The sequence below is a fragment of the Flavobacterium foetidum genome (assembly GCF_004634245.1).
In the GTDB taxonomy this organism is placed as follows: domain Bacteria; phylum Bacteroidota; class Bacteroidia; order Flavobacteriales; family Flavobacteriaceae; genus Flavobacterium; species Flavobacterium foetidum.
Genome location: NZ_SJTF01000007.1, coordinates 236,849 through 252,896 on the forward strand (window position 1 = coordinate 236,849; position 16,048 = coordinate 252,896).

General features: G+C 35.2%; 7 protein-coding genes. All 7 read right to left on the bottom strand.

Annotated features, from left to right (window positions below):
- Positions 1-72 precede the first annotated feature (72 nt).
- Positions 73-2,049: a RagB/SusD family nutrient uptake outer membrane protein gene (locus tag E0W73_RS11125; protein ID WP_135222150.1), complete on the bottom strand. Its 1,977-nt coding sequence runs from the start codon at positions 2,047-2,049 to the stop codon at positions 73-75.
- Positions 2,050-2,068: 19 nt separating this feature from the next.
- The gene (locus E0W73_RS11130) at positions 2,069-5,470 is read right to left on the bottom strand and encodes a SusC/RagA family TonB-linked outer membrane protein (RefSeq protein WP_135222151.1); all 3,402 of its coding nucleotides are present in this window, start codon (positions 5,468-5,470) and stop codon (positions 2,069-2,071) included.
- Positions 5,471-6,347: 877 nt separating this feature from the next.
- The gene (locus E0W73_RS11135) at positions 6,348-7,334 is read right to left on the bottom strand and encodes a pectinesterase family protein (RefSeq protein ID WP_135222152.1); all 987 of its coding nucleotides are present in this window, start codon (positions 7,332-7,334) and stop codon (positions 6,348-6,350) included.
- 160 nt (positions 7,335-7,494) lie between these two features.
- Complete coding sequence (locus tag E0W73_RS11140; protein WP_135222153.1) at positions 7,495-9,516, bottom strand: aceric acid hydrolase; 2,022 nt, start codon at positions 9,514-9,516, stop codon at positions 7,495-7,497.
- A 126-nt stretch (positions 9,517-9,642) separates the two neighbouring features.
- Positions 9,643-12,102, bottom strand: a complete 2,460-nt coding sequence (locus tag E0W73_RS11145) for a pectate lyase family protein (protein ID WP_135222154.1) — start codon at positions 12,100-12,102, stop codon at positions 9,643-9,645.
- A gap of 14 nt (positions 12,103-12,116) precedes the next feature.
- The gene (locus E0W73_RS11150; protein ID WP_135222155.1) at positions 12,117-14,450 is read right to left on the bottom strand and encodes a DUF5703 domain-containing protein; all 2,334 of its coding nucleotides are present in this window, start codon (positions 14,448-14,450) and stop codon (positions 12,117-12,119) included.
- Between the two features lie 150 nt (positions 14,451-14,600).
- Positions 14,601-16,025, bottom strand: coding sequence for a sialate O-acetylesterase (locus E0W73_RS11155; RefSeq protein ID WP_135222156.1), 1,425 nt, complete (start codon positions 16,023-16,025; stop codon positions 14,601-14,603).
- Positions 16,026-16,048: the final 23 nt, after the last annotated feature.

Genomic DNA, 16,048 nt, shown 5'->3' on the forward strand with positions numbered 1-16,048 from the left:
AAACAAATCACCTGTATCTTTTTACAAATACAGGTGAAAAGTTATATATTAATTCTTTTTATATGAATAAAGTTATTCTTGATAATTAAACGTTCCTGCTCCACCAAAATTATCATTCCAGCCTATTGTCTGTAACAACCATGGATTAGCTGTTAAGGCAGTTGTGTTCAAACCATTAATGTAGTAATTCGGATTGAATTTAATATTAACAGCTACACCACTAAAGTTATCCATAGGTACAAGCAAAGGTGTACGAATAAAGTTTGTGTTATAAAATGTTGCTAAAGTTGCTAACTGAGCATTGAAATTTGCTGCATCAGGATCAGCTACTATACTTGCACGTGCAGCTGCCAAAGGATCTGTCGTTGCAGATGTTGTTGCAACTCTGTATTGTAGGAAGTTACCAGTACGTTTTGTTCCGTTAATTGGAGTTAAACCTAATTTACTTACAGTACCTCCTGTAACCCCAGGTAAAACTTCATTATCATATAACATCCATCTTTGCACATCCCAAAAACGTTTTCCTTCGTAAGCTAATTCTACTCTACGTTCATATAAAACAGCTTCAATAGCTTTATATTTATCTGCTAATGTACCAATACCATAATTGTTTGCAGAAGGAATGCCAACGCGGTTTCTAATTCTTCCTAAATAAGCTAAAGTATTGTTTGTCTGACCTAAAGCTGCGTAACATTCTGCAATATTTAATAATAATTCAGCATAACGATACTCAAAGATATCAGTTCCTGAATATTGGAAATTAGTTTCTTTACTAGCGTTAATATTAGTCATTTTTCTAACAAAAGCAGGACTAGAAATAGCGGTATTTCCATCTGAAAAACCAGCTTTATTAGTACCATCTACCCAACGGTAAGCCCAAAGAACTGAATTAGGAGTTTCTTTTGAACCCCATTTAGAACCTGAAAAAGCAAATGTTCTGTAAAACCTAGGATCTCTATTAACGAAAAAAGTAAAATCATTGTAACCATTTGCCGCAGTTGGTCTGCTACCATCTGCCATTGGAAATAAATCAATCATTTCTTTAGGAGCAGCAACTCCTCCTCCTGTTCCACCTAAACTTAATAAGCGAATTCCTCTTTCCCATGAATTATTGATTGCTTGAGAGAGATTACCAGTTCCACAAAGTTGTACTGTGATTGCTTCTGAACAAAAAGCATTATCTATCAAAAACATTTGTTCCCATTGTTTTGCAGTGCTTCCATATAATCCATAACCATCAGCTGTCAATTGAGCTTCTGCTTCTAATCCAGCTTTCAAAGCAGCTTCCCAACGCTCATTTGAACTGTCCCAGTTTTTGTTAAATAATGGACTGGCAAATGTCAATAAAACTCTAGATTTTTGAGCCATGGCAGCTCCTTTAGTAAAACGTCCATAAGCAGCCGCTCCCCAGTTTGGAGGTAATAAACTTGCTGCCATGTCTAAATCTTTCACAATCTGCGCTACAACTTCAGATACTTTTGCTCTAGGAAGTTGAATTGAAGGATCATCAGCTGCTGCGTTCTGAACTGTAGTTACAATAGGAACTCCTCCATACACACGCATTAAATCAAAATATTGCATCGCACGCATGTAGTACATTTGTCCTTTTGCCTGATCGCGAAATGTTTTGTCTAGATTTGAACCTTTTACGTCAATATCTTCTAGGAAAGCGTTACATTCCCTAATTCTATTATAAGGATGATTATTAATACTGGTTGTTAATTTTGCACCATAATAACCACTTGCATCTTGTGAATTTATAAGGGTTTTATTTGGATTAATAAAATCCTGTGTCCCCCCTAATTCTTCTGTCAGCCTAGAATTGGCATCTGTATAAGACCCAATAACTGTCGAAGTTGGTGATTTATATGCGTTATAAAAATCATAGTATTGATTGTCAACATAAGCTTGTGCACGCTCCTGAGTTTGGTAGAACGTATCATCATAAAAGCCATAACCTTTCTTCTCTTTTAGAAAATCATCACTACAAGAAGCAGCACCTGCAGCAAGTAATAGTGATAGTGTTATATATTTCAATGGTGTTTTCATAATTTCTTTTTGATTTTGATTAGAATGATACGTTAAAATTAAGCGACCAAGTTCTAAGTGTAGGATAATTCATAGAAGAGTTATCATACATATTTCTATAATGATCTGGATAAGGATTATATAAATCCCAAAGATTATTACCTGTTACCCCTAACGTTATAGCAGAAATTTTTGTGTCTGCAAATACTTTCTTAGGGATATCATAATTAAGACTTAAGTTTCTAACAAAACAACGGAAAGTACTTACCTGCCAGAAATCTGAATCAGTAGACATATATGACCATTGTCCTACACTTGGGTATTTACCCATCGGATTATCCTCAGAATACATATCTCTCCAAAAACTTTCACGAGACCACATATTGTGTGCAGATGATGTACCTTGATTTACTCTATCTATAAAAGTAGCTCCTCCCCAAGAAGTTGAGATTTGAGTTCTTAATGAAAATGCATCAATTTTAAAACCTAAATTAGTAATTATATTATAAGTTCTATTACTATTGGCTAATTTCACATAATCATTATCTTTCATGATTTGTCCGTCTGCAGGCGCTAAAGTACCGTCAGGGTTAAGCTGACCAGCAACGTCTTGATAAGCTAAAGATCCTTTTCTCATTCCTGATATCGAATTGATATCTAAGTATCTAGGCACACCTCCAACTGCAGTCGCACGTTCTGTCAAATAAGCCCAGTAATTTGCAATATCTTCATCTGTACGCAAGATACCATCTCCCGTAGATGTTCCTTTCCAAACTGCAAATCCCCATACTGGATTAAATGTTGAGTACCCTACTCTTTTATTATTATTAGATGGGACAACATTTCCTTGATCAGGGTATTTTTTAATTTCATTATCACCATAACTAAAGTTAACTCCAACATTATAACTCATATTACTTTTTATTTTATCGTTCCAAGTAATACTAATTTCATGCCCCCATGCATCAATCTGACCATAATTTTGTTCAGCATATGCTCCACCAACAGAAATTGGCACACCTACAGCACTGCTCATATCTGTTAACATTTGTTTATTTTTATCATAGTAATAATCATAAGTTAAGCTTAATCTGTTTTTCAACAAAGTAATATCAAATCCTAAGTTATTTTTTATCGTAGTATCCCATGTTACATTTCTATTTGGATTCACTCTAGGTGTTAAACCATTTCCATTATATCCACCTCCACTAGTAGGTGTACCAGGACCGAACTGAAACCCTTTATCCACAATAAGATCATAATATTGTTCCCATCTCCACGGATTGATATTATCTTTACCTGTTTTACCAATCGAGTAACGAACTTTAAAGAAATCAACCCAAGGCAATCCTTTTTCAAACCAATTTTCCTTAGACATTACCCAACCCACTTGAGCAGATGGAAAAGTTCCCCAATAATGTTCTGGTGCAAATTTTGTCGAAGCATCACTACGAAGAATAAACTGAAACAAATACTTTTGTTTAAAGCTATAATTTAAACGTCCAAAATAAGATAATGTTCCTCCTTCAACTTTAGTTGCTTGGCTATTAGAAGTACTCAAAGTACCCGCCGTACGATAATCTCCTAAGTAATCTTTTCCTGTATTCTCATAAGCTAAACGAGTAAACGTATTATATGTTTCTGAAGCTTCTCCACCTACCATAGCACCTATTTGGTGATCTCCAAATGTTCTATCATAATTAATCATAAAATCACCTTGGCTACTTTTACTATCGGTATTATTATAGTAAACTCTTGAATTTCTTACATTGGTTTCCAGGATATAACTACCGGTAGGATTTGTTGTTGCATTATAAAAACTAGGATTAGCAGCACTTGCTAAGTGTCTATCTTGAAGCTGGTAATCTCTAATTCTAACTAAATCATATGGTAATTGAATTTGCTCCGTATAAGCTGAACTTTGATTTCTTGAATAACTTACTTTGAAAGATAATCCTTTAACTGCAGCAAGCTTATAATTTAATGATGTATTAACATTGAATGTATTGTCATTGGTAATTTGGTGAGACCCGTTGTTCAAGTTAGCAAAATAGTTCCAACCCGCAATATTATTGTTGGCATTTGCACTTCCAAAGTTTTTATTTGAATTAGGAAATGGAGACACATAGTACTGATTTCCATCATTTAAGGTAACCTGCCATGGAACATGTTGTGGCATGTGCAATAAAAATCCATAATCTGCTTGTTCTCCACCAGTATTAGAAGCATAACTTCCATCACTTATGTTTGCTGATGCTTTTGTAAATGTTTTATCAATCACACCTACATTTCCAGAGATAGAAGCAGAAAAATCTAAATTCTTAGCAATTTTTGCATTGATACCTGTACGGAAATTCCATTTATCAAATTTTTGATATCCTAAATTAGCATCTTGTGTCAGATATGTTGCACCAGCAAAATACGTAACATCTTCACTACCTCCGCTCACATTGAAAGAGTGTTTTTGCTGAATAGCTGGTTTCCAAGCTTCATCAAGCCAATTGTAGTTTAAACTTTTCATTTGTTCCAATTCTGAAGCCGAGTATATTGTAGCTGGATCAAGTACAGCTGGCGGAACTACTCTTGAAGCAAAAAATCGGTTACTGAATACTCCAAATTCATAAGCATCTAAAACTTTACTGTGACTAACAGCATCATTTATTGCAAACTGACTATTGTATGTAAATTTTGCCTTACCAGTTTTACCACGTTTAGTTTTTACCACAATCGCACCTTGTGAAGCACGAGAACCGTAAATTGCTGCAGAACCATCTTTTAAAACAGTCATACTTTCAATCTCTGAAGGATCTAATCTATTAAACTGTTCCAATGTAGGTTTTCCATTTGTTGGATCTACCTGTATCATGTCATCAATAATAATCAATGGAATATCAAACCCCCCATCTTTAGACAAACTAAAAGTTTGACGAATTTGAATACTTCCTGCCTCACCAGGACGACCAGTCCCACTAGTAACATTAAGACCTGGAACTAATCCTTTCAGTGCATCAGATAAATTGGTTACTGGCAAATCCATTAAATCGTCTGCCTTAATAGTGGCGATTGCACCTGTAAGTTCTTTTTTCTTCTGAGAACCATAACCAACTACAACAATGTTTTCTAATTGATTAAAATCGTCTTCCATTTTCACATTAACCATAGTACGATTATTAAGAGGGATTTCTTGTTTTTTCATTCCAATGAACGAAAAAACCAAAGTTCCTCCACTTTTTACCTTAATCTGGTATTTTCCATTGTAATCTGTTGTGACTGAATTTTTAGTAGATTTTTCAGTTACGTTAACTCCCGGTAACAGTCCGCCTAAATTGTCGGTAATAGTTCCTGTAACAGTAACTTGATTACTTGAGTTTTGAGCATAACTCAGCACAGTCATCATCGCAAACAAAAGAAAGCTACATCTTTTAATAAATGCTTGTTTCATAAATGTCTTTTTTGGTTAGTTTATAAATTTGTTAGTTAGTCATGTTAATGCGCCTTTTTCAAAAAACAAAAAATTAATTAAATTTTAAATCTTTTAATTAAATGTCAAAAACACATTTATTTTTAGTAATCCAAAAATAGGATGATGGTATATTACAACCGTCCTGCTCTATCCTGTTTTAATTGTTTTATTTCATTAAAAGCAGTCAAAAAAAACAATATTAATAAAAATTGGATTGAAAAAATATACCTATCCGAAAAAAAGAGATGATTTCTTTGAGTAAAACAAAATTTAGCAAGCCGTTTTAGCATAAATTTCATGAAAAATTCATCAAAAACAAACATTATGTAATATTTTTTCAACAGATGCTAGTAGTCATACTGACATTTAGTATCTTAAGATTTCGCTCAAAACCTAGAAAACGTTTTCGTAAAAGCTGTTTTTACTCTACCATTTATATTAAAAAACTTATAAAATGCGATGTTTTCAAGTGTTAATTTTTAGCAAATTTTTTTTGAAAAAAAATATTTTTCAAACGTAAATTCTGACCAATCTGCCTATAAACAATACGTTTTAAAAATGTCACCCGCCAAAATAGTAAGAATTTTATTGTTTTAAAATAAATAGAACGTCCAAGAAGCAGGACACTCATATAAAAACACTACAATCTGTTCACTCACAGCAAACATAATGCCCCACATTTTCTATTCCTTTAATTTTAATTTAGGCGGGCTCATCTTTATCAGGAAGCAGGATGCGTACTGCTTCAAAATTGATGAAACTATTCTTACAACAAAATTGTTGTTACTATTGGCCTAAAAGCAAAGTGCTCAGCAAAACTGAGCACTAAACATAAAACTGTGAATGTGTAACGATTTTATTTGTTCGGATTCCATCCGCTTAGTACTAAATCGCGATCGTATTTTTTGACATCCTCTTTTTTCAATTGGTGCGACCATGATGCACGTTGCGAAGTATTTTTGGCACTATTACCTTTGCTTCCATATTCTGCGTAATAAGCCGTTTTATCTTTGTCAGGAAATCGAGTATCTATCCAAGCATTCCAACCTTCTGGAATAATATGCGAACCTAAATCTGTATTGATGAAAACGGTTTGAGCATAAGGTCTCCAAGGTCTTCCCAAAAACACTTTATCTACCGATTTGTCTTTTGCCGTAAGTTTACAATCCACAAAAACAAAACCATAAGCCTGCCCTTGAGGAGTTGAAGCTGCTGTGATGTAAGAATTTACCAAGCTTTCGATCGTACATTTATAGAAATAAGCCGTAGCAGCTCCAAAAATAAAATCGGTTGTTCCGTTGATGAGACAGTTTTCAAAATAGATACGAGTATTTCCTTCTGATAAATAAAGCGTATCCTGATTTGCTAAAAGATTACAATTCTTTACAACAACTCTGTCACCTTTAATATGAAGTGCTACTGCCTGCCCTACTCTTCCAGCCGTATTTTCGACAGTTAGATTTTCGAGCGTAGTATCATTTCCTAGAATTAAAAAAGAATATGAAGTTCCTGTTCCAAATGCCTTTTTCCCTGACGAATCTGGCTCTCTAAGCGGTTTTCCAGAGTAATCGTCAAATGAAATTATGGTTTTATTTCTATCAGCTCCTTTTAAAGTAATGAAAGGTTTTGACACTGGAATTTCTAATTTTTCAATATATTTTCCTGGTTTTATACTAATTACAACTCTCTTTTCTGAATTGTCTTTCACATTATTTATCGCTTCTTGAATCGTTTTAAAATCGCCAGAACCGTCTTGAGCAACCGTTAATGCTAATTTGTTATCTAGCGTTTGGGCTGAAAGAGAAAGTGTTGATAGTAAAAATAGCGTTAGAATATATTTCATGTGTACAATTAATTTATTCGTTATGTTTTTGTGGTTATTGCAAAAAATCTTTGTCAAAGTTTAAAAGTTTGATAAAGATGATCGCATTTCAAGAAAATTAAAAAAATCCGTTTTAATTCGCGTTTTTACGAAGTAAATCCGTTTCATCGGCGTCCAAGATTCAATGCGACATCCAAACCGTCATTTCTCCTTGTCCTTTATTTCCCCAAGCAAAATACGGAATCAATTTTACGGTTAATGATTTTCCGTCTTTTGTTGAAATTGGTTTATAAAGTGTCTTGTTCCAAGAATTATCCGAGGCAACTTTTGAAGTCGCTTCGATGGTAACTAATTTTCTGTTTTTCAATTCCGTAAAATCAGTTTTAAAATCAGAATTTAGGTTTAAAATCACATCGTTTACACTTGTATTGGCCGGAAGCTGATCAGATTCTAAACAATACACCAAAGGACCTCTTTTAACGGCAACTTGATTTTTTACTTCTTCAACTAACGGATTGGCTTCCATCAATTCAACTGGCATTGGTAGATTCAATTCAATAACATCTCCTTTTTTCCATTTTTGATTTAACTTCAAATAAGTTCCTGAAACGATTTTATCTAAAATTTTAGAATTATTAACCGAAACTTGCGCATTCTGGCTCCAGCCTGGAATTCTTAAAAAGAAAGCCTGTAAGTCTTTTGGAGCCTTAATGATTTTCAAAGTTACCTTTCCATCCCAAGGATAATTCGTCTGCTGTTCAATTTCCAAAGTTTCTCCACTCAGCGTTTTTGTATTCAAATTATTGCTTCCGTATAAATTAACGTACAAACCTTCTTTTGAAAGATTGTAAGCATAATTTCCGACTTCGGCAACTGTTCTCGTTACGTTTGGCGCACAACAGTTTGATAAGGCAATATATCCTTCACGCACATTTCCCCATCTTTGATGAAAAGGCAAATCGTTGGAAACATTCAACGGATTGTTATATAAGAATTTATCTCCTTCTAGATTCATCCCCGAAAGTACGCTGTTGTAAAGTGCTAATTCCACGATATCAGCATATTTTGCATCTCCCGTAATTTGAAGCATTCTCCAGTTCCACAGCACATTTCCAATATTAGCGCAAGTCTCTGTATGAGCCGTCGCATTTGGCAATTGGAAAGGTCTACCGTACGCTTGATGAATTTTTTGCACTACCGTTGGGTCGTAAGAAGTTCCGTCTGGCGAAACTCCATCATACAACGAGCCACATCCTCCTGTAATATACATTTTTCGATACGTTACATCATCCCAAATCGATTCTAAATTGTCTAGTAATTTCTTCTCTCCTGTTTCAGCATATAAATCGGCAACTCCCGCGTACAAGTAGTTTGCTCTTACAGCGTGACCCATGGCTGTTGTCTGCTGTCTAAACGGAACTCTGTCTTGATTGTCATCCGTTCCATCATTAGTAGTACCTCTAATATCGATAAGATTATTAGCCAATTCTAAATATTTCGGGTCTTTTACCGTTCTGTACATTTCGACAATTCCCATATAATGTGACGGACAAATCGCATTTCTAGCCAATTCTGGCGAAGCTTTTTTGTAGAAATCATACAAGAAATCGGCAACACCTTTGGCAATGTTTAAGAAATTTGTTTTTCCTGTGGCACGATAATGAATGCAGGCTGCAGTCATTAAATGTCCCATATTGTATTTCTCGAAACCCAATTGTTTTTTTACTTCTTCTGGGCCTAAAGTCCCCCAGCGTTCATCGATTAAAACCGGAGTGTGAATATAACCGTCTTTGCGCTGTACCTTTGCGAAAAGCGCAATAGCCTTATCCATTTCAGCATCGAGTTTTTTATCTTTTGTAACGGCATAAGTTGCCGCCATTCCTTCAAAAATCTTGTAGAAATCACCATCATGAAAAGAGGGACCTTTGAAAGTTCCTTTATCCAATCCGGCCGCAATTTCGAAGTTTTTATACGCATGAGAAGTTTCGCTATGATACAAATCCCACATGTATGGCAGGGTGTTTTTTGTTTCTACATCGAATTGCTCTTTCCAGAATCCGTTAGTCCATTTTACGTCTTGAAGTCCAACACTTTGGAGCTTAGAATACGGACTTTGTGAATTCGCTACCAAGCCTCTGTTTTGCGCAAACACGCCAGTACTAACAAAAAATAAGCTTAAGGAAACATTTAATATTTTTTTCATTCTTTTATAATTTTGAACCATATAAGAAATATAAGTTCATTTAAACTAAACTTTTTAAACTTTAGCAATACAGATTTAAGTCAAACTTATACTATCTTATATATCACTTATATGGTTTAATACTTTTTACTTAATAAAGAAATTAATAGTTCTGCTCATAGAATCCCCGTCTGCATCTTTTACGGTTATTACAAATGATGCAAAACCTTTATCTGAAGCTGTGAATTGAATTTCTTTTCCGTTTAAACTCGCTTTTCCGTTTTTTACCTCAGAGAAAGTATAAACTGGTTTGTTTTCAAAACCTTTGAAATAATCTGCTACGTTTAAAACTTTTTTATCTTTTAAATTGATAAAAAAATGAGGCTGCGCCAACCAATCTAAATAATTATCCAATTGCGTAAATCCGTCTTTATCAACATCTGAATTGGCATCTGAAAAATCTCCGGCCGGTGAATTTTCATTTAAACCGAAAGCTTTTTCCCACCAGTTTGGTAATCCGTCATGGTCGGTATCCCAATCAGAAGGACGAGTTTCTGAAACAAAGTTTGGCCATCCTCCTGCATCTTGTTCGTTATCAATCATGCCGCCTAAACCGCTTTTGCTTCCTTTATAAGTGAAAGTTCCCTTTAAAGTTTCATTAATAATTCGATTATCATGTTTGTCAAAAAACGGCTGATTTGCTCCAACATCTGAAAGTACGTTTTTATAAGCTCCTTTAGCCGATTGCGTATTCACATAAGAAGGGAAAAACGGCTTGTCTACGAAAGTTTCATATTCTACTTTTTCTCTATTTGTTACAGTCGATTTTCTTCCTTTATCCTGAGATTTCTCATCAAAATAACCCGGCATAACATTTCCATCAAAATAATAACGTTGCATTCCTTTTCCAACACCTTCGTGCTGTGCATTTAACGCTACAAAAATTCCAGTTGAAGCCCCCGGCTTATAATAATTATTGACAAAATTTACCTCGTTTGCACCACCGTCAGTTGTTCTTTTTCCCCAGTTGTAAACCACATTATTAGTAATATCCAATCTACCGGTATAAAATCCGTCTCCGCTTAGACCACCGCCAATACTCCAGTTTCTTCCATAATTATGAGCCAATAAATTGTGATGAAAACTTCCAATATCTCCTCCGATTGTCGCGGCGTAACCGTGCATTTTTCCTGCTTCGTATTTATCATGTCCCGCAACATTTAAAGCTTCTGAAATTAAAGTTCGTTGCAGCGTAATATGATGCGCGCCACGTGAACTAAACGATTCGTCAATCGTCCAGCTTATCGAACAATGGTCAATAATACTATAATCTGCACCCGTTAAGCCCATTCCGTCAAAAGTAGTTCCGCCTCCAATTCTTACTTTCAAAAATCGAATCACGCCATCATTGCCAGTCAATCCAATTGGCGCTCTGCTGATTGTAATTCCCTCTCCGGGAGCGGTCTGCCCTGCGATGGTAATATAAGGCTGATTTACAACCAATCTTGAAGCCAGCTTAATATTTCCCGAAACATTAAAAACAATCGTTCTAGGTCCAATTTCCTGATTTATTGCATCACGCAAACTTCCTGGTCCGTCATCATTTAAATTCGTAACTTCAATTACTTTTCCGCCACGACCTCCAACGGCATAACGTCCGTAACCTTCAGCGCCTGGAAACGCCAATTGAGCAGGTTTAAACGACCAAACGTTTCCTAAAGTCACTTCTCCATTATTATCCACTTCATCCACTCTCCAGTAATACGTTGAACCGCTGTATAAGTCAGAAACGGCAAAGCTTTTATCGGTCTGTTTTCCTTTAAATTCTTTTGAAGATTCTGTTGCTCTTTCTACCGCATTTTTATCTGTACCAAAATAAACTTTATGACCCACTACATTTTTTGGAGCATCCCATTTTAAAAGCACATTTTTAGTCACTTCGACATGTTCGTCTCTATTTTTTGGTTCTGGAGAGCGGGCTTGATTCATCAAGTTTGGCGTATCGAGTTCAAAACCATTAATAACAATCTGTTTTACAATATCAGGGTTTGTAGCTGAATCAATTTCAAAGCGAATCACCGCATCTTTTCCTTTTTCAGCATTAAAATTAATGTAAGCCATTGCTGCATCTACTTTTGCATTGGCTCGCTGACTAGCATTTACCGTTTGCTGCAATTTCCCGTTTACAAAGATTTTGATTGGAGAAAAAGTTTTTCCTGTAATCACATCAAAAGCGTTATGAAAAGTCAAAAGTGTGTGTTTTCCTTCTTTTAAACCACTGATTTTCAATTCTAAATCCTCAGCAGTAACCAAACCGTCGCTCCCTAATCTATTGTAATAAGGAGCACTCATACCGACTTTATACCACTTTGAAGTAAAGTTTCCTTTTAATTTAAAAGTTACTCCATTGAAGGTTTTCTGGTCTTCTTTATTTTCATTGATAACCCACGAATCGTAACTTGGGTCATGAACTTCTTCTAATCTTCTTTGAAAAAAGTCAAAATCGACTTTTACTATTTGTTTATCAGTATTTTGCACTGATTGCGCTTGTCCGTTTGTGGTCAAAAATAGGGACAAAACAGCGCCACTTATTAATTTCTTAATCATTTTGATTGTAATAGTTAGTTTAATTTCGTTTTCTCTGCTTCAGATTTCCCAAGCAGATTTATAATATCTTTTTTTCTTTCTTCTGGAATTACTTTCAAAACCTTCAACTCTCCGTTTAGGAGTTCAGCTTCAATTGTAGTATTTTGTTTAGCATGCAATTTAAAATGAACATTCCATTCTTTCGGCCACGCAGAGAAAAGATAAATTTTTCCGTCTGCTTCCTGCAAAAGCATTTCCTGCATGCCAATCATTCCCGAACCTCCCCAATTATGGTCGGGAACCCAGTCAAATCCCGGTCCCCAAAATGCTGGAAAACGTCTTTCTGAATTCGCCATTTTCATTGTATTGTATTTTACAGCTTCATCTGTCAATCCTAAACGAGCAGAGAAAATGTTGTCTTGTTTCCAGCCTACGTGGCTTCTGAATTTTAAAGCATCAGCGTCGTATTTCCATGTATTCAAAGCCGTTTCTAAATCCGGTTTTCCGATGCCGTAAATTCCCCACGGATAAACAGGATACAATTGCGGAACTTCGGTATTATTAACCCGTTCCCATGTTTTGGCAGGCAATAAAACTTTATGATTTTCGTTTTGTCCGAAATTCAAAGGCGGAATCCGATTTTGAAATCCTTTTAAATATTCCACATCTTCTTTAGATAGCTGATTTGCCGAAAGGTTTAAAAGGTTTTCTGTAATTACCTGTAAAGCCGAAATCGTGCTGTTTGCATTATTAGCCATTTTATAAGTTTCTGCTCCCGAACCCGGATATAAAACTAATTTACCATTTCCGTCTAAAGCTTTTCTTCCACGTTGCTTGGCCAAATATTGATAATGTTCATCAAAAAAACGCAGACAACTAATGATGAATGGATTGTATTTCTGAATATCTTCTCCAGCATATTCTTTCTGCTGCAACATCATTTGACAGAATTCCAAAACCGTATCCCATTCGTATTCGAGCCATGCATTGTATTCCATTCCTGGGTCATACTCTGCTGGACGTTTCCATTCATATTCAGCAGGATTTGGCAGACCGAAATTTTCTAATTGTTCTGTAAATGAAGCACCATTATGTTTCCAATAAACCTTGCTTCTTAATTCTGCATTTTTTTGAAGGCTCAAGTAATAATTCAACTGTGATTTCATCATATCAAAATCACCGCTTTTTACCATCGGAAAATAAACCAATCGCTGGTTTTGAGCTGTCATGGTTCCTCCTCCCCAATTTCTGAAATCGGGCGTAAAATTTAGGTCTTTATTCGTAAAAACAGGGTCAACTGTAAAAAGTCCCCCGTTGAATTTCGTTGGATATTTTCCATACGCATTGCAACCCAGCATATATCGAAACAACTGATAATTCTGACCGATTTGATAGACCGAATCTTTCTCGATCGATTGTTTTTTTTGAGTAAAAATAAAACTGCGGTTCCAGAAAGCATTCCACCATTTTTGAGTGTTTTTTTCCGCTTGTTTGAAATTATTTTTATTAGCAGAAATCAAACTTTTTAATCCATTATCCCAAGTTGAAAAATCAGATTGATTCGTGTTTAAATATATTTCTAACGAATGCTTTTTGGAAGGTTTTATGCTAGTTAAATTAAAACCTTTAAAATCGGTATTTTGATATTTACCAAGAAATGTTCCGTCTGGTTTTAGATTATTCCCTGTCATGAATCCGCCGAAAGTTAGATTCGCAATCGGGTTCAACATTTGGTCTTTTACCGATTCCATTTTCTGTTGTTTTACCGCCACATCAAAAACTGTATTTTCTCTATTTCTGTGGTAAAATTTGATTCCGTTATTTTCAAACGAAATAGAATCTTTATAGGTAGTAAGTTCTCCCTGTGGCGCCCATTTATAAGAATTGGCATTATTTTCTTTTCCTTTCGGATAACGATTTTGATAACGCCAACTTTCATAAGAAGCTGTCATTTTCAACGTATTTTTACTTTCTAAATCAACATGAATAATCGGTTTAAAAACATCTACCCAAAGTTTGATTTTAGTATCATTCTGACCAACTAAAACATAACCGTCTTTGAGTTTCAGTTCCTGATGAAAACCGTCTTTCCCTTCAAATGGATTCGGACTTAAAGTAACTTTTACACGACCTAATTTCAATAAAGTATTATGTTCGTCAAAAGTTCCGCTTCGTGAAAAATAGAAATACAAATCACCTTTCTCTACCCAAACATTCATACCAATATCGCCTCCGCCTAACGGCATCGATTCTGATGAATTCTGACTCTGCGTTGTCCAAACCTGATTGTAATTTTCAAGCGTAGCAATTTGCGCTTTGAGGCAAAGCGTTGTGAAGAGAGATAATAAGAATATTAAATTTTTCAACATTTTAATTTTATATAGAATACTATTATTGAACCATATAAGTCATATAAGATAATTTAAGTTATAGCTTTAAATATTAAACTTATATTTCCTAAAAACACAAACCAAACACAAAGCTTATATTGCCTTAAATGACTTATATGGTTTAAAAAATTACCACTCATCAGTTCTAAACGAAGAAACCGGCAAACCTCCCGCGCTAAACAATTCCGCTTTAGCGAAATCTTTCCATAAATAACGTATTGCAACTGGTTTCTTTACTTTATCTGATGTCAGAACTACTGATTTTCTTCTAACGACCGTTTTAGCTGGATAGAAAACTTTGTCCTCTCCTGCGATTTCAAAACCTAAAACTTCCTTGTCATAAGATGTAATTCCGTTGGCAACATCATCAAAAGAAACGGTTACGGCACCATCTTTTATCTCCATTGATTTGTATTTCGGACTTTCGAATTCAAAACCTTCAATTCCGTATGTCCTTGCCAAAGCCTGAAAAGCCAAACGGTTTCCTCCTTTTTCTTTGTCCATTGGGTGAATGTTATTTTCTTCTCCAACATCCATTAAAACCGCCATTGCCGAATTCGGAATTTCCTTTGAAGCCTTAAATTGCGCTTCTCTCAAATATGCCGAATTGTATTTTTCCTGATAATCTTTTGGATGAAATGAGGCGTAATTAAACGGTGCAATCTGAGCGAAATAAAACGGGAAATCACCCTGATTCCAGATTGTTCTCCAACTGCTGACCATTTTTTTCATCAAAGCGGTATACTCCGAAGCTCTTTCGTAATTTGATTCTCCCTGATACCAGATACAGCCTTTAATTCCGTAACCAATTACAGGCGAAAGCATTCCATTAAACAAAGTTGTCGGAACACGATTTGGGTCTTTTGCCAATTCTTCTTTTGTGGTCGGAATTTTAGCACTTGCAAAATCTTTTAGCATTTCTTTGTTCATCCACGCTTCCATGCTTGAACCTCCGTACGAAACATGAATCAATCCTACTGGAACATCTAAAACTTCCTGCAAAAGTGAACCAAAATACCAAGCCGTTGCACTAAAATTGGAAGTCGATTTTGGAGAAGCTTCTTCCCATTTTCCTTCAAAATCTTGTAAAGGTTCTAAAACCGTGGCTCTTGGAATCGTAATTAAACGAATGTTTTTATTGGTTGATCTTACGATGATTTCATTTCCGTTTTTAACGGGCTGTCCCTGAAAACCTTTTAACGGCATTTCCATATTCGACTGTCCAGAGCAAAGCCAAACTTCTCCTAACAAAACGTTTTTGATGATTACTTTTTCGTTTCCTTCTGAAACTTCAATGGTGTATGGTCCGCCAAAAGAGGAAGTTTGTAATTCTGTTTTCCATTTTCCAGAAGCGTCTGACTTTGTTTTGTAGGTTTTAGAATCCCACGAGGTTTTAATTACGATATTGGCATTCTTTTCTGCCCAGCCCCAAATTGGTGCATTTGATTTTTGTTGTAACATAATATTGTCTGTAAACAATGCTGGTAATTTGATTTTGGCATTGATTTGAAAACTCGCTAAAATCGTTAATAATGTAATAATTAATTTTTTCATTTTTTTGTTTTTTTGCCACAGAT